The 18090-nt window shown below is 72.2% G+C and carries 13 protein-coding genes; 10 read left to right on the forward strand and 3 right to left on the reverse strand.

What is annotated here, in order from left to right; all coding sequences use genetic code 11:
* Nucleotides 1-6: 6 nt before the first annotated feature.
* Complete coding sequence (locus WME90_RS21635; protein WP_437283066.1) at nt 7-1065, forward strand: cation diffusion facilitator family transporter; 1059 nt, start codon at nt 7-9, stop codon at nt 1063-1065.
* A gap of 144 nt (nt 1066-1209) precedes the next feature.
* Here WME90_RS21635 and WME90_RS21640 read toward each other — a convergent pair whose 3' ends face one another.
* Nucleotides 1210-3096 carry a phosphoenolpyruvate carboxykinase (GTP) gene (locus WME90_RS21640; protein WP_437283635.1) on the reverse strand — a complete coding sequence of 629 codons (1887 nt, stop codon included), beginning with the start codon at nt 3094-3096 and terminating at the stop codon, nt 1210-1212.
* 860 nt (nt 3097-3956) lie between these two features.
* Between WME90_RS21640 and WME90_RS21645 the strand changes: the two genes are divergently transcribed.
* A complete protein-coding gene (locus tag WME90_RS21645; RefSeq protein ID WP_437283067.1) occupies nt 3957-6740 on the forward strand; it encodes a protein kinase domain-containing protein in 2784 nt (927 codons plus the stop codon).
* A gap of 2 nt (nt 6741-6742) precedes the next feature.
* Here the strand turns inward: WME90_RS21645 and WME90_RS21650 are convergent, their stop codons facing one another.
* Nucleotides 6743-8719, reverse strand: coding sequence for a DUF6345 domain-containing protein (locus WME90_RS21650; protein ID WP_437283068.1), 1977 nt, complete (start codon nt 8717-8719; stop codon nt 6743-6745).
* A 253-nt stretch (nt 8720-8972) separates the two neighbouring features.
* Between WME90_RS21650 and WME90_RS21655 the strand changes: the two genes are divergently transcribed.
* From WME90_RS21655 to WME90_RS21690, 8 genes are all read left to right on the forward strand, one after another.
* Nucleotides 8973-10085: a polyprenyl synthetase family protein gene (locus WME90_RS21655; protein WP_437283069.1), complete on the forward strand. Its 1113-nt coding sequence runs from the start codon at nt 8973-8975 to the stop codon at nt 10083-10085.
* Nucleotides 10082-11086 carry a mevalonate kinase gene (gene mvk, locus WME90_RS21660; protein WP_437283070.1) on the forward strand — a complete coding sequence of 335 codons (1005 nt, stop codon included), beginning with the start codon at nt 10082-10084 and terminating at the stop codon, nt 11084-11086. The genes WME90_RS21655 and mvk overlap by 4 nt, the downstream gene beginning before the upstream one ends.
* Entirely contained in the window at nt 11083-12090 is a 1008-nt protein-coding gene (gene mvaD, locus WME90_RS21665) for a diphosphomevalonate decarboxylase (protein WP_437283071.1), read from the forward strand. Before mvk ends, mvaD begins: the two co-directional genes overlap by 4 nt.
* Nucleotides 12087-13070: a GHMP family kinase ATP-binding protein gene (locus WME90_RS21670; RefSeq protein WP_437283072.1), complete on the forward strand. Its 984-nt coding sequence runs from the start codon at nt 12087-12089 to the stop codon at nt 13068-13070. Before mvaD ends, WME90_RS21670 begins: the two co-directional genes overlap by 4 nt.
* A 435-nt stretch (nt 13071-13505) precedes the next feature.
* Nucleotides 13506-14465 carry a hypothetical protein gene (locus tag WME90_RS21675; protein WP_437283073.1) on the forward strand — a complete coding sequence of 320 codons (960 nt, stop codon included), beginning with the start codon at nt 13506-13508 and terminating at the stop codon, nt 14463-14465.
* Between the two features lie 128 nt (nt 14466-14593).
* Nucleotides 14594-15856 carry an AAA family ATPase gene (locus WME90_RS21680; protein WP_437283074.1) on the forward strand — a complete coding sequence of 421 codons (1263 nt, stop codon included), beginning with the start codon at nt 14594-14596 and terminating at the stop codon, nt 15854-15856.
* Nucleotides 15853-16650: a hypothetical protein gene (locus WME90_RS21685; protein ID WP_437283075.1), complete on the forward strand. Its 798-nt coding sequence runs from the start codon at nt 15853-15855 to the stop codon at nt 16648-16650. Before WME90_RS21680 ends, WME90_RS21685 begins: the two co-directional genes overlap by 4 nt.
* The gene (locus WME90_RS21690) at nt 16647-16847 is read left to right on the forward strand and encodes a hypothetical protein (RefSeq protein WP_437283076.1); all 201 of its coding nucleotides are present in this window, start codon (nt 16647-16649) and stop codon (nt 16845-16847) included. The genes WME90_RS21685 and WME90_RS21690 overlap by 4 nt, the downstream gene beginning before the upstream one ends.
* An 88-nt stretch (nt 16848-16935) precedes the next feature.
* Here the strand turns inward: WME90_RS21690 and WME90_RS21695 are convergent, their stop codons facing one another.
* Nucleotides 16936-18024 (reverse strand): hypothetical protein, encoded by a 1089-nt coding sequence (locus tag WME90_RS21695; protein WP_437283077.1) that lies wholly within the window; start codon nt 18022-18024, stop codon nt 16936-16938.
* Nucleotides 18025-18090 lie beyond the last annotated feature (66 nt).

Below are 18090 nucleotides of genomic sequence, written 5' to 3' on the forward strand. Positions count from 1 at the left end.
CCGGTCATGAGCGGACCACGTCCTGCCGCCCGCGCCGCCCGCCTCGGCGCCCGCCCCGACCCCGCCGCCCGCCCCGACCCCGCCGCCCGCCTCGACGCCCGCCCCGGCCCCGGCGTTGCGCCCGCCGCCGACCGCCCCGACCCCGGCGGCGCGCCCGCCGCCGAGCGCCGCCCTGACCCCGCCGCCCGCGCCCGCGCCGCGCTGCGCGCCGGGCGCATCGCGGCGCTGACCGCCGGCTGCCTCGCCCTCGGCAAGCTCGTCGCCGGCCAGCTCGGTCAATCGATGGCCGTCACCGCGAGCGCCGTCGACTCGCTCATGGACCTCTTCGCCTCCTCGGCGAACGCCCTCGCCATCCAGATGGCCCACGCCGCGCCCGACCGCTCGCACCCGTTCGGCCACGCGAAGATCGAGACGCTCGCGACCGCCGGTCAGGGCCTGCTCATCGGCGGCTCGGGCGTCTACCTCCTCATCGAGGGCATACGACGGCTGCTCTCGCCCGAGCCGCTCCGCCTCGCCACCGTCACGCTCGGCGCGATGGCCGCCGCCGCGCTCGTCACCGCGGCGCTCGTGGCCTACCTCGGGCGCGTCGCCGCGCGCACCGGTTCGAGCGCCATCCAGGCCGACGCCGCCCACTACCGCACCGACATCGCCGCGAACCTCGCGGTCCTCGCCGGCGTCGCCCTCACGTACGCGACGGGCTTCTCCCGCATCGACGGCGTCCTCTCGGTCGCGGTCGCCGTCTACGTCCTCACCTCCGCGGGGACCCTCCTCCGGCTCGGCGTGCGCGACCTCATCGACACGAGCGCCCCCGAGGAGCGCGTCGTCGCCATCGAGGCCGCGCTCGAGGCCATGCGCGCGCGCGGGGAGATCCTTGGCCACCACGCGCTGCGCACGCGGATCGCCGGGCGCACGCTGTTCGTCGAGGTGCACATCGAGCTCGCGGGCGACCTCCCCCTCGCCCGCGCGCACGCGACCGGCGACCGTGTGCGCGACGCCATCCTCGCCATCGAGCCCGACGCGCAGGTGCTCGTGCACATCGACCCGGAGCGCGACGAGCCGGCGTGAAGACGCCTGGCAGCGCCGCTCAGCCCGGCAGGGAGCGCGGCGCCACCTCGCGCGGCGGCCCGGTCTGCGGCAGCTCGACATCAGCCGAGCTGCGTTGATCCGAGAGACGTCCAGCAGCGCGGGCGCCCTCACCCGGGGAGGCCTCTACGCGCCGGGCTCGTCGAGGTCGTTGTGGTCGTCGTGCTCGTCCAGGTAGCGCTCGGGCGCCAGCTCCCACCGCTCCGGCGAGCGCCAGAGCTGGGACAGGAGCAGCTCGCGCATCAGCAGGATCTCCTTGGGCAGGCGGTCGTAGAGCCGCTCGAAGAGCTCCCCGTGCGAGCCGAACTCGACCTTCCACGCCTCGCGGTCGACCGCCATGAGCTGATAGAACTGCTCCTTCGAGAAGCGCTCCATGCCCCGCCACTCGATGTCCTCGTAGCGCGGCATCCAGCCGAGCGGGCTCTCCTCCGCGAAGCCGCGGCCGTGCACGCGGTCGACGATCCATTTGAGGACGCGCATGTTCTCCCCGAAGCCTGGCCAGAGGAAGTTGCCCTGCTCGTCCTTGCGGAACCAGTTCACCGAGAAGATGCGGGGCGGATTGACGATCTGGCGCCCCATCTGCAGCCAGTGGTTGAAGTAATCGCCCATGTGGTAGCCGCAGAAGGGCAGCATCGCCATGGGGTCGCGGCGCACCTGCCCGATGTTGCCGGCGGCCGCGGCCGTCATCTCCGAGCCGATCGTCGCGGCCGTGTAGACGCCGAAGCTCCAGTTGAACGACTGGACCACGAGCGGCACCGTCGACGCCCGCCGCCCGCCGAAGACGATCGCGCTGATGGGCACCCCGTTCGGGTCGTCCCAGCGCGGATCGATCGACGGACACTGCGACGCGGGCGTCGTGAAGCGCGCGTTCGGGTGCGCCGCCTTGCGGCCGCAGTCCGGGGTCCAGGGCTTCCCCTGCCAGTCGATGAGCTCCGGCGGCGGCTCGTCGGTCATCCCTTCCCACCAGACGTCGCCCTCGGGCGTGAGCCCCACGTTGGTGAAGATCGTCCCCTTCCGGATGGTCGCCATCGCGTTCGCGTTCGACTTCTCCGACGTCCCCGGGGCCACGCCGAAATAACCCGCCTCGGGGTTGATCGCATAGAGCTGCCCGTCCCGACCGGGCTTCATCCAGGCGATGTCGTCGCCCACGGTCGTGACCTTCCAGCCCGCGAACGCCTTCGGCGGGATGAGCATGGCGAAGTTCGTCTTGCCGCACGCGCTCGGGAAGGCCGCGGCGACGTACGTCTTCTCGCCCTTGGGCGACTCGACCCCGAGGATCAACATGTGCTCCGCGAGCCACCCCTGCTCCCGGCCGAGGACCGAGGCGATGCGCAGCGCGAAGCACTTCTTGCCGAGCAGCGCATTGCCGCCATAGCCGCTCCCGTAGGACCAGATCAGCCGCTCTCCCGGGAAGTGGACGATGTACTTGTGCTCCGCGTTGCACGGCCACGGCACGTCGGCCTGTCCCGGGGCGAGGGGCATGCCGACCGAGTGCAGGCAGGGGACGAAATCGCCGTCTCCGAGCGCCTCGAGCACCTTGCGCCCCATGCGCGTCATGATGCGCATGCTCGCGGCGACGTACGGCGAGTCGCTGAGCTCCACGCCGATGTGCGCGTAAGGCGAGCCGATCGGGCCCATGCTGAAGGGGATGACGTAGAGCGTGCGGCCCCGCATCGACCCGGCGAAGAGCCGGCGCAGCGTCGCCTTCATCTCCTGCGGCTCGGCCCAGTTGTTCGTGGGGCCGGCGTCCTGCTTTCGCCGGCTGCAAATGAACGTGCGGTCTTCCACCCGCGCGACGTCGCTCGGGTCCGAGCGCGCGAGGTAGCTGTCCGGGCGCTTCTCCGGGTTCAGGCGGATGAGCGTGCCCGCCTTGACCATCTGCTCGCAGAGCGCGTCGTACTCCTCCTTGGAGCCGTCGCACACGTGCACGTTGTCCGGCTGGCACAGCGCGACGACCTCGGCGATCCATTGCCTGAGCTTCTCGTTCGTGATCTTCGCCCGCAGGCCGGGGATCGAGACCGGCGGCGGCGGCTCCGAGTGGAACGAGCTCTGGCTGTTCTGGCTGGCTGCTACGGACACTTGCGTACCCTCCTGGCTCTCTGGGTCGAACGCGCTCTGCAAAGCGCAGGCCCTGCCCGCCCTGCCCGGCAATTCTGGCCGAAATGCGGTCGCAAGGCTGCACCGATTCTTCCTGAGCCCGACCGCTGCAGCCCGGTCGCGCGCAGCAGCTGCGCCCGGGAGGCGAACCGTGCGCCGCGCCCCCGGACGGCCACCGCCGGCTCGGGCCTCCAGGGTCCCGACGATCGGCCAAGCACCGGGCCGTCGTGCCGGCGCTCGGCAGCGAGCGATCGATGGCCAGGCGCATCCGGTTCGGCGCTCCCACGGCGCCGGAGGCCGTCGAGGGCTGCCCGTGGGTCGCGCTCACGGCCCTGGGCGGGATCCGCGAGCAGCCCCAGATCCGTCCAGACGGTGGCCTCACGAGCAGCCGCGCTGCCGGCCGATGCCCCCGATGGTTATGCGCCGGTGCCTACCACGGCCACGCCACGTGCATCGGTTCCCGTGCGAACGCCGCCCGGGCGCGACGCCCCTTCTCCGAGACGAACAGCATCATCGACCGGTGAATCCTGAATCTGGATGGCCCGATGGCCCGATGGCCCGATGGCCCGATGGCCGTGCCACCCGCATGAACGACACGGCCTGCCACCGGAAGGCGTCGGGAAGCTCGTCTCGACGGTAAATGCGCCTTTCTTGCATGGGTCTTTCGCTCGGTCGCCTCGCCGTCTCGCGGCCTCGCCGGCTCGCCGCTTGGCGTAACCAAGCGCGGTCCTCGCGCCGACAGAAACGGGCCGGGTCGTTGACAACGATAACCGGCTTTGCTCAACTACCCAATCCACTCGGAGGAGCGCGCGCCCCTGAGGACGGCCGGTAACATGGTGGGCACGGGTCAAGACACCTCGGACGCGGAGCCGACTCAGACGGCGATCATGGGTAAATACCGGCTGATCGCGAAGCTCGGCCGGGGCGGGATGGGGGACGTGTTCCTGGCGGTCGCGCGGGGGCCGGGGTCGTTCAACAAGCTCGTCGTTGTCAAGCACCATCGCGGAGTGGGCGGAGACGGCGAGAAGTTCGTCGCCATGTTCCTGGACGAGGCGAAGCTGTCCGCCCGCCTCAACCACCCCAACATCGTCCAGACCTACGAGGTCGATCACGACGACGCCGGCTACTTCACCGTGATGGAGTACCTGGAGGGCCAGCCGCTCAGCGCGATCATGAGGGCGGTGGTCGACGGAGCGCCGGGCACGCGGGGCTTCACGCGCGGCGTCTGGGTCAGGATCGTCGCCGACCTCTTGAGCGGCCTCCACTACGCGCACGAGCTCCGCGACTACGACGGCGCGCCGCTCGGCATCGTCCACCGCGACGTCTCCCCGCACAACATCTTCGTCACGTACGACGGCGCGGTGAAGCTGCTCGATTTCGGCATCGCCAAGGCGTCCATCAACACGAACCTCACCGAGACCGGGAAGCTGAAGGGCAAGACCTCGTACATGGCGCCCGAGCAGGCCACCGGCGCCGGGTCGATCGATCGGCGGGCCGACATCTTCGTCGCCGGGATCGTGCTCTGGGAGCTCCTCACCCGGGAGCGGCTCTTCGGGGGCGACGCCGTGAGCGCGCTCTGGAAGCTGGCGGCGGTGGACGAGATCCCGCGGCCCTCGCTCCTCCGGCCGGACATCCCGCCGGCCCTCGACGCCATCGTGGCGCAGGCGCTCGATCGTGATCCGGCGAAGCGGTTCGCGACCGCGCAGGAGATGCGGGCGGCGCTCGAGGACTACCTGCGCGCGGCGGACGAGGACGTCGGGTCCGACGAGATCGGCGCGAGCATGCTGGGCGTGTTCGCGGAGCGCCGGGCCAGCATGCAGCGCCAGGTGAAGGCGTACATCGATCAGGGCGCGGACCGCCCGAGCGCGCCGGTCGAGCCGCCCCGCCTCTCTCGCACGAGCCTGTTCGAGGGCGCCGAGGGAAGGCGCATCCAGCCCGTGATCGCCCCCGACGAGGACCTCGGGCAGAGGACCTCGGGCACGCCGGGCCCCGGGCGCTCCGCCTCGGACTCGACGAGCCTGAAGTCGAGCCTCCGCACCACCGCCAGGCCTCAGCAGCGCAGCTACTTGATCGGGGCGCTCGGCGCGGCCGCGCTGGTCGCGGCGGCGGCGTTCTCCACGCGCCGCCCCGGCGGGCAGGCGCCCTCCGCCGGCTCGATGGCGGCCATGGTCACCGATCCGGCCGCCGGCGCGGGCGCTCGCTGCACCGGGGTGCTCCGCGTCCGGATCACGACGGACGACACCGGGACGGCCACCGACATCTCGCCGCCGTACAGCTACGGGATCTACGACTACCTGCGTCACCTCAACGACAGCGAAGGAGGGCTCAGGGGCTGTCTCATCGACGTCGACAGGAGAGACGCGCAGTATGACCCGGCCAAGACGGAGGAGGTCATCGATGCGTGGCGGAGCGAGCCCGGATGGAGCGAGGTCTCCACGCTGTTCGTGTTCGGCACCGGGCCGACAACCCGTGTGGCCCCGAGGCTCACGGAGGAGAAGAAGCTCATCATTCCCGGCTCGTACGCCGGCTCGCTCGCCACGCCGGTGCCGATCTCGGCCGACGTGTCCCATGCCGAGTTCAACGCCCTCGGCCAGAGCGTCACCGCGACCGAGCACAAGACGAGCCCTGGATATCCCTACATCTTCTTCCCGGCCACGGACTACTCGACCGCCATCCGCATCGGCGTCAAGGCCGCCTGGAAGATCGCGCCCGGGCGCATCGCGATGGTGCACGACACCATCGACAAGTGTCTTTACTGCGTCGATCCGCTCGCGGCGGGCAAGTCGTACGTCGAGGAGCTGCCCGGGATGCTGCTCGGCGAGGACCTCATCGTCCCGCAGACGTCGTCCCTCGAGGACGAGGGGCGCATCGTCGACGCCGTGATCGGCTATGTAAAGAGAGAGATCGAGAAGAAGCGCGCGGATCCGTCGTATGTCCCGGCGAGCTGGTTCTGGGCTGGCAACAGCGTCGTCGCCTCGTCCTTCGTCGGGAAGGGCGCGGCCGCGGCGCAGAAGCTCATCCAGCAGGCGTTCCCGGGGCCGGAGAAGAACCGCTGGCAGCTGCGCGTGATGGCGAACAACTGGGGCATCGGCGCGAGGACTTTGTCGCTCTGCGGGGCCGACTGCGCGGGGATCTTTTATGGGCTGTTCCCCGTGCCCGTCTACGGCGACACCCAGCACTCGAGCGGAATGGCGGAGATGCTGCGGATCCACAGGGCGTATCGGGAGAAGGACGGCCACCCGCTCGACCTGTACCGGGACCAGACGTACGTGCAGGGCCACGCCGCGGCGCTCATGTGGCGCGAGGCCGTCGAGCGGGCCATTGACGCCGGCCACACGCACCCGACCGGAGAGGACCTGAAGGCCGCCCTCGAGGGCTTCCAGAACGTGGTGCTCGACGGGATGACGGCGGGGCCGATCTCGTTCAGCGCGACAGACCATCGGCCGCAGGCGAACGAGTCGGTGTACGCGATCAGCGCGAGCGTGGACGGGGGCGGCGTCGGGTTTCGGTTCGTCGATCACTGCTCGATCGAGCTCGACGCGAAGTGGCTGGGGTATTGAGGCTACGTCGGCCCGGAGATCCGCCAGAACCCGATCCTCGCCGCGCCCGTCAGATCCGGCCCGACAGGCCCCTTGCCCCAGAAATGGTCATCGTAGTTGGGCACCGTCCACCCCGGACCATACGCCCCCATCACCGCGTAGATCACCTCGTCGTCCGGCTGGACCTCTATCGCCGTCGTCACCCAGGCCTGCCGCACCGGCGTCGGGCTCGCGTCGTCGAGCAGCGTGCGCGCGAACAGGGACCCCTCGGTCGTGTCGTCGAACGACTCCGTCGCATAGCCGAGCAAGAGGTGCAGCCCGTCGAACGCGCCCGACCACCGGTAGCGCCACGCGCCCCCGTCGTCCTGGAGCGGGCCGCACGCGGCCACCACCAGCCACTCCAGGTTGGAGTTGCCCCAGTGGGCCTCGCTGAAGTGGAGGAGCCGGTCGTTCATCGCGCTGCAGAACGTGAACCCCATGCCGGTCGCGTGCCCCGTGTAGAACGTGAGATCGACCGAGTCCGCGAACGACGCGTCCTGGCCGCCCAGCGACGGATCCTTGAAATCGACCTCCCACGCGCGCTGATCGCCCCAGTTGAAGCGGGGCTCGATCCCCCCCTCCCGGAAGCTCCTTAGCAGCCCATCGACGTTCGCCGCCGAGTGGTCCAGGCCGCCGCAGAGCCCGACCCACTCGGCCCCGACCGCCGCGCGGCCGTCGTCGACCGGCGGCGGGAGCGGCGGGCGCGCCGCGTCGAGCCCCGCCGCCGCGCGGCCCAGCGAGAGCGGCCGCGCCGCCGTCGCGACAAGACCGTCAGCGTCCGTGACATAGAGCGAGAGCGTGTCCGTCTCCCCGCGAAGGCCGGAGACGCCAGACACCTTCACGCTCGGGCCGCCCTCGCCCCCTTCGCCGGCCGACTCGAGCGCGTCGAGCGAGCGCGCCGACGATACCCACCTGTACGTGTATGGCGCAGTGCCTCCGGTGACGCTCGCCTGCGCGAGCGCGGTCGCGCCGTCCACACGCACCGAGATCTCGGCCCGTGGAGCGTCTATGACGGCCGGCACGATCCTCTTGCGGACGTCCACGATCTCCCCGGCGACGGACCGCCGTGCGCTGCACACGTAATGGGGCAGGATCCGCCGTACCTCGCGGGAGAGCGGCGGCGCGTAATAGACGAGCTCCGGCTCGGCCGCGGGCATCGCGCCGTCGCCAAGCGCGGCGGCGCACAGCGCAGGGGCCTCGGAGGCCGGGACGATCGCGACGTCCTCCCCGCGCTCGATCTCGCGCCGCGCGTAGATCAGGTGCGTCACGGCGCCCTCGGCGTCGAACGTCACCCGGACCTTGGCGCCGGGGCCGATCAGCCGGAGCCCCTCGAGCTCGTCGCGAAAGCTCACCTGCGTGTCGAGCTCGGTCCTCGCCACATAACGCCCCTCCGCGTCGATCGCCTCGAGCAGCGAGTGGCCGACGCCGATGTCGCTCCCCATGGACAGGCCCGCGGCGTCCAGCGCGGCCCACGCCCGCGCCGCCGCGTCCGGCTCCGGAAGGAGGCGCAGCGCCGCGAGCGCGTCGAAATCCAGGGCGTCATCGCCCGCCGAGGTGGCGAAGCCGCGCTCGTCGCGGAACCCCGGCGCGGGGGCATCGGCCTTCCTCGTGGGAACGCGCTGGAATCGCGCTCGATCGAGGTAGCGAATCGCGCCATCGGCCGTCAGGAGCAGGGCGGCGCCCCCCCGCGCGCGATCCTCCTCGAGCCCGAGCGCGGCGGCGAGCGCCGACGCCCGCGCGACGTCGGCGCCGCCGCCGATCACGCGGTATGCGGGCAGCGAGCGCGTCCCGCTGGCAGGCGCCCCGCTGGCAGGCGTTTCCCTGGCGGGCGACGCCGCGCGAGGCACGCCGCGATCGGCGCTCTCCGGAAGATCCTCGCGGGCGCCGCGGCCGCTGCACCCGGCGACGCCAAGGGTCACGAGGAGAACGACGCCCAACACCCCATCTGGTGATCTCTTCATCAAAGTCCCCCTTTCCCTGCGGTTGCGGCGAGGCTCGGCGCGCAACTCCGGAGGAGCGATCGCGCAGGGAGCCGCCGCGCGACGCTACGACCCGCGGCGCGAGCACCTCGCCACCTCGCCACCGCGCATTGCACGACCCAAGCCACCTCGGCCGCGCCGCTCCGCGGCACGACTCCCCGCGCTCCGCGGCCGCTCGCGTCTCTCGCCCGAGATTGACCGCCTCGCGTCCGGCTCCTAGGCTGCCGCGCATTCCATGACAGCGCACACGAAGGACGGAGAGAGCGCGCCCGGCGCCGCCGATCGGACGCTCGAAGGGACGGCGGATCCCGGCGCGCGCCTGTTCCTCGATTTCCTCTCCGCGATCCGCCCCCGCGTCGAGGCGGCGCTCGATCAGCGCTGGCGCGACAAGGCGGCCTCCGTGCAGCGTTATGGCCGCGAGGTCGCGGCCATGGTCTCCGAGGCGAGGAGCCTGACGCTTCGCGGCGGCAAGCGGTTCCGCGCGGGGCTGCTCGTCGCCGCCTACCAGGGCGTCGCGCCGGACGCGCCGCTCGACCCCGCGATCGACGCGGGCGTCGCGCTCGAGCTGCTCCAGACGTACCTGCTCATCCAGGACGACTGGATCGACGGCGACACCGTCCGGCGTGGAGACCGCACCGTCCACGTCGCGCTGACCGAGACGCTCGGCGATCCGCACCTCGGGGCCTCGTCCGCCATCCTCGCGGGCGACCTCACCTGGAGCTTCGCGCTGAGCGCGCTCGCGGGCGCGGAGGCGCCGCCGGCGACGACGCTCGCGGCCGTCCGGCTGTTCTGCAAGATGCACGAGGACGTCGTGATCGGGCAGCACCTCGACGTGGTCGGGCGGGCCGAGGACGTCGAGCAGATGCACGCGCTCAAGACCGGAAGCTACACCGTGCGCGGCCCGCTCGCGCTCGGCGCGACGCTCGCGGGCGCGCCGGCCGAGACCGTGGCGGCGCTCGAGCGGTTCGCGGCGCCGGTGGGCGTCGCCTTCCAGCTGCGCGACGACCTCCTCGGCACCTTCGGGAGCGCCGCCGCGACCGGCAAGCCGGTCGGCAACGACCTGCGCGCCGGCAAGCGCACCGCGGTGCTCGCGGCGGCGGAGGGGCGCCTCGACGCCGCGGGCCGGAGCGCCGTCGAGCGCGCGCTCGGCCAGAAGGACGCGAGCGACGACGCCGTGGCGGCCGCGACCCGGGCCCTCGAGGCGTGCGGCGCGCGGCGCGCGGTCGAGGAGCGGCTCTCCGCCCTGTGCGGCGAGGCCGAGATCCTGGGGCGCTCGCTGCCGGTGAGCGCGTCGGCCCGCGAGCTCCTGTGCGGGGCGGCGAGCGCGCTCCGGTGGACGGGCGCATGACCGAGGCGCTCGGCGAGGCGTCCGGCAAGGTCATCCTGCTCGGCGAGCACGCGGTCGTGTACGGGGCGCCCGCGCTCGCCGCCGGTATCGAGCGCGGCGCCCGCGCGCGGGCGGCCCGCTCCTCCGGCGCGAGCGCGCTCCGGCTGGGCGGCCGCGAGCACTGCGCGGCGCCGGCCAAGGAGGACGTCGCGCGGGCGTTCGCGGCGCTCCTCGCGGCGATGCCCGACGTCGGGCCGGTGCGCGTCGAGGCCGAGAGCGATCTGCCGCCCGGCGGCGGCCTGGGCAGCTCGGCGGCGCTCGGGGTCGCGATCGCCCGGTCGGTCGCCGCGCTCGCGCGGGCACCCAGCGCGGCCGCCGCGCGGACCGCGGCCGAAACCGCCGCGACGGCCGACGCCGCGGCCGCCTGGGAGCGCGTGTTCCACGGCAACCCGTCGGGCATCGACACGACGGCGGCGGCCCGCGGCGGCTGCTTCCGGTTCACCCGGGCGCACGGCGCGACCTCCCTCGCCCCGCGCGACGACCTCTGGCTCTGCGTGGGCTCGACCGGGGTGTCGTCGTCGACGCGCAGCATGGTCGATCTCGTGGCGAGGCTCTTCGAGCGCAAGCCCACGCTGGCCGCGACCTCCATCGCCGGCATCACCGCGCTCGTCGAGAACGCGGCCCTCGCGATCGAGGCGGGCGACGCGATCGGGCTCGGCCGCCTGATGGACCTGAACCAGATGCTCCTCGCCGGGATGTTCGTCTCGACCGAGGCGATCGAGGCCCTGTGCAAGGTCGCGCGCGAGGCCGGCGCGCTCGGCGCCAAGCTCACCGGCGCCGGCGGCGGCGGCTCGGTCATCGCGCTGCTCCCGCCGCCTCCGCCGGGCGACGGCGGCGCGCCGGCGACGTCGAACGGCGCGGCGGACCGCGTGCTCGCCGCGTGGCGCGACGCGGGGTACAGCGGCTTCGTCACCCGCGTGAAGGCGGCCGTGACGGCGACGGGGCCAGAGGAAACAGCATGAACGTCGTGAGCCGGGCGACCGCGATCGCCCATCCGAACATCGCCCTCGCGAAATACTGGGGCAAGCGGGCCGACGGCCACAACCTGCCCGCCGTCCCGAGCCTCTCGGTGACGCTCGCCGGGATGGCGACGACGACCGAGGTCGCCTTCGACGCGTCGCTCGATCGCGACGAGCTCCACCTCGGCGGCGCGGCCGTGCCGCCGGACGCGGAGGCGACGCGCCGGGTCGCCGGGCTCCTCGACCGGGTCCGCGCCGCCTCGGGCCGGCGCGAGCGCGCCCGCGTGATCAGCCGCAACGACTTCCCCACCGCGGCGGGGCTCGCCTCGAGCGCGTCGGCGTTCGCCGCGCTCGCGCTCGCCGCCAGCGCCGCCTCGGGCCTGCCCACCGCGCCCGCCGTGGTGAGCGATCTCGCGAGGAAGACCTCGGTCTCGGCCGCGCGCTCCGCGTTCGGCGGCTTCGTCGAGCTCCGCGCCGGCCGCCCCGGGGACGAGACGCTCGCGGCGACGCCGCTCGCCCCCGAGGACCACTGGCCGCTCGCGGTCGTGATCGCGGTGACGCGCGAGGGCCCGAAGGACGTGGGCTCCAGCGACGGCATGCGGCACACCGCGTCGACGAGCCCGTACTTCCCCGCCTGGGTGGACGCCGCGCCGTCGCTCTTCGACGCGGTCCGCGCCGCGGTCCTCGCCCGCGACTTCGAGGCGCTCGGCGCCGCGGCCGAGGCGAGCGCCCTCTGCATGCACGCCTCGAGCATCGCCGCCTCGCCGGGCCTGCTCTACTGGACCGGCGCCACCGTCGAGGTGATCGCCGCGGTGCGGAGGCTCCGCGCCCAGGGCACGCCGGCGTTCTTCACGATCGACGCCGGCCCGCACGTGAAGGTCTTCACGACGCCCGAGGCGCAGGCCGCCGTGGGCGCGGCGCTGCTCGCCGTCCCTGGCGTCCTCCGCACCATCGTGGCCCTCCCCGGCGGCGGCGCCCGCCTCGCGTCCTCGCCCGGGGGCGTGTGATCGTCCGGGCGCCCGGCAAGCTGGTCCTCTCGGGCGCGTACGCCGTGCTCGAGGGCGCGCCCGCGCTCGTGGCCGCGGTCGATCGGTACGTCGTCGTCGACCCGGCGCGGCCCGCCGCGCTCGTCACCGAGGAGGTCCAGGCGGCGATCGACGCCGGCGCCCTCGACGCGGCGGCGTGGTTCGACGCGTCCGCGCTCCGCTCGGCGGAGCCGGAGCCGCCTTCGGCCTCGCCGGGCGCGCCGCCCCGCGAGGCGAGCCGCAAGCTCGGCCTCGGCTCGAGCGCGGCCATCCTCGTCGCGACGCTCGCCGCGCGCGCCACGGCGGTCTCGGCGGCGCCGGCCGGCCAGCGCGCGCCCGCGTGGGACGCCCGCGCGCTCTTCCTCGACGCGCTCGCGGCGCACCGCCGGGCGCAGGGCGGAGGCAGCGGCGTGGACGTCGCGGCGAGCGTCTACGGCGGCGTGCTCTGCTGCCGGCTCGCGCCAGGCGGTGAGCTCTCCGTGGCGCCGCACGCCTTGCCGGGCGGGCTCGTGATCGAGGTCTTCGCCAGCGACGCCTCGGCGCGCACGAGCGCCATGCTCGAGCGCGTGCGCGCGCTCGCCGCCCGCGAGCCGGAGGCGCACCGCGCGCTGCTGAGCGCGGCCGCCGAGGGCGCGCGCGCCGCGGTCGTGGCCGCGGACGCCCGCGCGCTCGTGGCCGCGCTGGATCGCCAGGTCGACGCGCTCGCCGAGCTCGGCGATCGGGCGGGCGCGCCGATCGTCACCCCCGCGCTCAGGCGCCTCCGCCCCGCCGCGGCCGCCGAGGGCGCGACGATCGCGCCGAGCGGCGCCGGCGGAGGCGATGTCTCCCTCTTCATCGGCGGCGCGCCGCCCTCGACGGCATGGCTCGCCGCGGCGCGTGAGGCCGGCCTCGAGCGCGTGCCGATGTCGCTCGGCGCCCCTGGCGTCCACGTGCTGGACGCAGCCCGCCCGCTCGACCCCTGAGCGCGCCCCCTCGCCGATCGTGCACCGCACGGTGCCGGATCGCTTGGCACGGAGCCCGCTCTGCTCGCTCCGGGATCGACCGTGGCGCTGCGCTCCGGCGACGCACCGCGGTCCTCCATGAGGCCTTCGGAAAGCGAACAGCGGGAAAAGCATGGACTTCGTGGAGCTGGCGATGCTGCAGCGCCGCCGTGAAAGCCTGAGTTTTCATAGTGATGCCGCCTGGACGGCCGATGAGCGCGACGGGCTCTGTGGACAGGTGGCTGCCGGCGCGGGCTCGGCGGGCGTGACCTGCGTTCACAGCGCGCTCGCGCGTCGGCGCGGGAGCGCGCGCAGGCGCGCCGAACCGCCGACCGGCTGTTGCGGTTGGGGCGCAGGGGGTGGTGAACGGGGTGAGGTGGTACGAGGACCACGGGACCAGGTGAGGAGGGGGGCTCCATGACGACGTGCGATCGAGAGCTTTGCCGATTCGAGGATGTGCTTGGCGCCAGCATGGCCGAGTCGAGGGCGATGCTGACGGCGTTCGGCGTCCAGGTCGCACCGCTGCGGAGGCGCACCGCGCGCACGTACCTGGGACGGGTGCTGATCCACCCGTACAACCTGCTCGTCGTGGGGAGCGCGCTCCTCTTGAGCTTCATCGGCTGGAGCCCGCTGCTCTTGCTGCTCGGGCTCGGGGCGGAGCTCGTGATCCTGTGCGTCGTCCCCTGGCGCGGCTTCTTCCGGCGCAGCATCGACGCGCAGCTCGACGAGGTGGATCGGGCGGCCTGGTCGAGGGCGCGCGAGTCCTTGATCCGGCAGATGGACATCCGGCACCAGCAGGAGCTCGCGCGGCTCGATCGGCTCGTCGACCGCACCCGCGAGAACATCCGGCGGCGCGGCGGCTCGATCCCGCCGCTGCTCGACGAAGGCTTCGGCCTGAGCCGCCTCATCATGAGCTACATCCGCCTCGCGATCGCGCACAAGGCCGGCCAGGAGTCGCTCGCGATGACGAACCACAGCGAGCTCATGGACACGATCCGATCGCTCGAGGCGGTCCGGAGCACGTCGGCGGGGCGGACCCGCGGGCTGTCCGAGCGGCGGCTCTCGATCGCCTACCGGCGCGCCGAGTGCTGGAGCCAGACGCGCGAAGGGCTGGAGCTCGTGTCGCAGAAGCTCGCCACGATCCTGGAGCTCATCCAGCTCATGCACGAGCAGTCGATGACGCCCGTGGACTCACCGGCGACGTGCGCGGAGATCGACCGGTTCATGCGCGAGCTCGACAACCTCGACAACGGCGAGAGCATGCAGCGCGAGCTCGCGGAGCTCGACATGGACATGGACAGGGCCTTCGAGCTCGAGGAGCTCGAGGCCGAGCACATCCAGCACAGCCGCCCCCCGATGCGCCTCGTGGCGCGTTGAGGGGGCTGAGGGGCGCGCGCCGGCGGCGCGAGCGGGCGCGATCGCTCGGCGACTCGGGGGAGCGCGCGGCGCTGCGCTCGGGCCGCTGCGGTTGACGGCGCAGCGCGGCAGGCTAACGTCCGCGCGCGATGTCGATGTTGAAGCTCAGGCGACTGCGGATCGAGAAGTTCCGGGGCGTGGCGCCGGGCACGGAGCTCCGGTTCTCGGACGGGCTCAACCTGCTGCTCGGCCAGAACGGGACCGGAAAGACGACGCTGCTCGAGCTGATCTCGATGGTGGTGAGATCGGATTTTAGCACCCTGGCCAGAGAAGAGTTCGCGATTGAGTACGAACTCGCGGTGCCGGGCGAAGCGACGGTGACCGTCGCGGTCAGCAACAAGGAGAAAACAGGCCTTGTAGAGACAAAGGACGGCACCCGGATTGACCTACCGGAGCGCTGGCTTCCTGCTGCAGACGTCACGATCGAGGATTCATCCCCCGGAGCTAGCCGCCGCATCCGGTACGACGTCGAGCGTGGACTCACGTTCGGAGACCACGAGCCGATCGAAGGAGGTTGGGAGATCTCATGCCTCAATGCAGGATTCCTTTGGACCTACATGCTGCTGGATCCTGAATTCATCGTAACCCCCACCTACGGCAGGGTTCGTGATGCGAGTTCGGCGAGACGCTTCGACGAGTCACTGGAGCTGTTTACGTGGCTCACCGGGTCGAGCGATGCTCGCAGGAGGGTCTTCGTTCTTGGAGAGAGGGTGCTGTCCTCTGGAATCAAATCCGGTCTCCTGCCGAATGCCCTCCTCCGACAACTGGGGTCGATGTACGAGCCGTCGAGGTCTGACTACACCTTCAAGCACTCTGTTCTGGACTTCCTTGCCACCATCAAGGGAATCATGGGGTTCGACGCCGCCGAGCTGAAGGTGGACGTGACCGAAAGGAACGCGCGGGGTGAACTTCACGAATATCTGACGCTCGGAGCTCTCGTGTTCCGGTTCTGGTGGGAGGGCGGCGAGTTCATCACCCACGCGCGTCTGAGCTACGGTCAGAAGCGCCTGCTCACCTTCTTCTATTACCTCGCTTGCAACGACGACATCGTCATCGCCGACGAGCTCGTGAACGGCCTGCATCACCACTGGATCACTGCGTGCGTCGAAGCCATCGGAGAGCGTCAGGCGTTCTTGACGAGCCAGAACCCGCTCCTGCTCGACTACGTCCCCGTCACCTCGCCCGAGCAGGTCCACCAGAGCTTCGTCCTCTGTCGCGGCGAGCGGCGCGGCGGCAGGCCGGCCTGGACGTGGACGAACATGAGCGACGAGGATGCCGCGGAGTTCTTCGCCGCATACGAGGTCGGCGTCGAGCACGTGAGCGAGATTCTGCAGTCGCGAGGGCTGTGGTGAGCGACGAGGGGGCCCGCCTCTCGATCGTGATCCTCACGGAAGACAGCGGCGAGGACGGTCGCGTGACCGTCGGGGCGCTCGTCGGCCGGATGCTCGATCTCGTCGTCCCCGGTTACGGGCGTCATCGCGTCGATTTCCTTCCAAGCGAGCCGAGGGAGGAGGAGGCGATGCGCGGCAACGTCTGGAAGACCGACGGGAAGAACCCGCGCGAGCATGAGCGACGCATCCGGCTGCTCAGGTACATCGCGCGCAAGCTGTTATCGCCGAATACCTTCGTCGTTTTTCATGTCGACGGCGATCGGCCGTGGGCGGAGCGGAGCACCAGCGAGAACCTCGACAAGTTCGACCGACGGGTCCTCACGCTGCTGCCACAGGTCGTCGAGCGGGGTCGCGCGAACGCTCCTCGGACCAGGCTACGAGCCAAGGACGACGCCGAGCCGCCTGCGCCCGTGCTGCAGCTCGAGCATCTCCTTCTCGTCTGCCCGTTCCGGAGCATCGAGGCGTGGCTCTACCAGAATGTTCGACGCGCGAGCGAGATCTGCCGCCGTGAGCACGGGGGCCGCCACGTCGAGGATATCGAGGCATGGGAGGGAAAGCGTGCGGAGCTCGATGAGCTGCCCGCGCCCGACCAGGCGCTGTGCCTGAAGAAGGCGCACAACAAGGAGCTCGCGTCCCGTGGGTTTCCCACGCAGCTCGCCTATGACGTGAGGAAATCGTTCGCCGAGAGCGTGGACCGCATGGATCGGTGCGGCGCGTTGCGCGCTGCGCTCGAGCGCACGCGCGGCTGGGAATGATGCGGCCGCCGCACCTGCGGCGCAGCCGACGGCGAGGAGGACCTCAGTACGACGACGACAAGGACGAGGCGCACGCGCTCCTCCGTGACCGCCTCCTGTCGCCTTACGAGGATGCGGCGGAAGAGGAGCGGCGCGCCGAGCGGGCCCGCGCCGCGAGCGCCAGCAGGAAGAAGAACGAGCCCTCCGTTCCCGCCTGATCGAGGCTCGTGGAACGATCCCACGGCGCCGACCGGGCGCGGGTCGCACGGCGGCGGCTTCCCCGGCGCACCGCCGCACCAGGACTGATCACCGGGACGCTTTCGCCTTCGCGAGGACCTCGGCGTTCTCGACCCACACCGCGAAGACGGGCAGCTTGCTGCGCCGGGCGAGGACGAGGACCAGGAACGGCAGGGCGCAGCTGAAGCGCCGCGGGGGTGACATCAGGCCGAAGGAACGCGACGGCGAGGGTGCCTTTGCGCCCCCGTCGTCGAGGCGAAAGCGGATGACCTGCTCGAGAGCGCCCAGGCGAGCGCGCCCGAGGGACGGACTCTCGAACACGCGGTCGGCGAGCTCGCTCGATCGGGCGGCGCACGCGATGTCGATCACCGGCATGAACAGGCCCTCGTCGCCGGAGAAGCGCGCGCGCGGGTGCGCGTCGTCTTCTTGAAGAAGGGAGAGCGCGCGGCTGATCGTGCTCGCGAGCGTCGCTCCGGCGGGCAATGTGGCCACGATGATCCTGACCTCGGGCTCGGCCGCGCGGAGCTCGACGACGAACTGGTTGTATGCAGCGTCGATCTCCTCGTCCGAGAGGCCCACGAGCTCGGCGTCCGTGGTGCGGGGGAAGTGCACGAGCGCCTGCGCTGCCCGCGACTGCCAGACGGATTCGGGCTCGTCCGGGCTCGACCACACGCCGAAGCAGGGGACCTGAACGCCGTGGTGAGATCGAGGGAATGGAGCGCGGGCCAGCGGAGGATCGAAGCGCGGGTGCATCGCGAAGCCGCTCCACAGGGCGATCCTGTCCGGGTCTGCGCCGGATGGCGCGCCCAGGGGCCAGTCCACGCCGAAGAGGCGGCAGCTCTCCCGCTGGAGCGCCTCGGCCGAGCTCTCGGCGAGCGGCCCAGCCCAGGCAGCCCAGTACGCCGGGTCCAGCGTGGTCTCGTCGATCAAGCTCTCGCGCATGGCCTGCGCGAGGGGCGCCGCCGGCTCGCCGGTCCCGGCAGGCGCGATCTCGAGGGGAGCCCCTGCCAGCGAGGCGAGCCGCTGCCACGCGATCGCGCTCACGCCGGTCCACACGAGGCTCACGCCCGGCCGGTGCTCGACGTCGAGGTGAGGGCAGACGCGCACAGGCGCGTGCGGCGCGTCGTGGTGGCAGACGGCGAAGGCGGTGGGCGGCATGGCGACAAGGGGAGTTTAATCGCGGACGCCTGCCTCGCGCCGAGCAAAGCCGGCCCACGTGGGTCA

It is taken from the genome of Sorangium sp. So ce375, assembly GCF_051473855.1.
Lineage (GTDB): Bacteria > Myxococcota_A > Polyangia > Polyangiales > Polyangiaceae > Sorangium.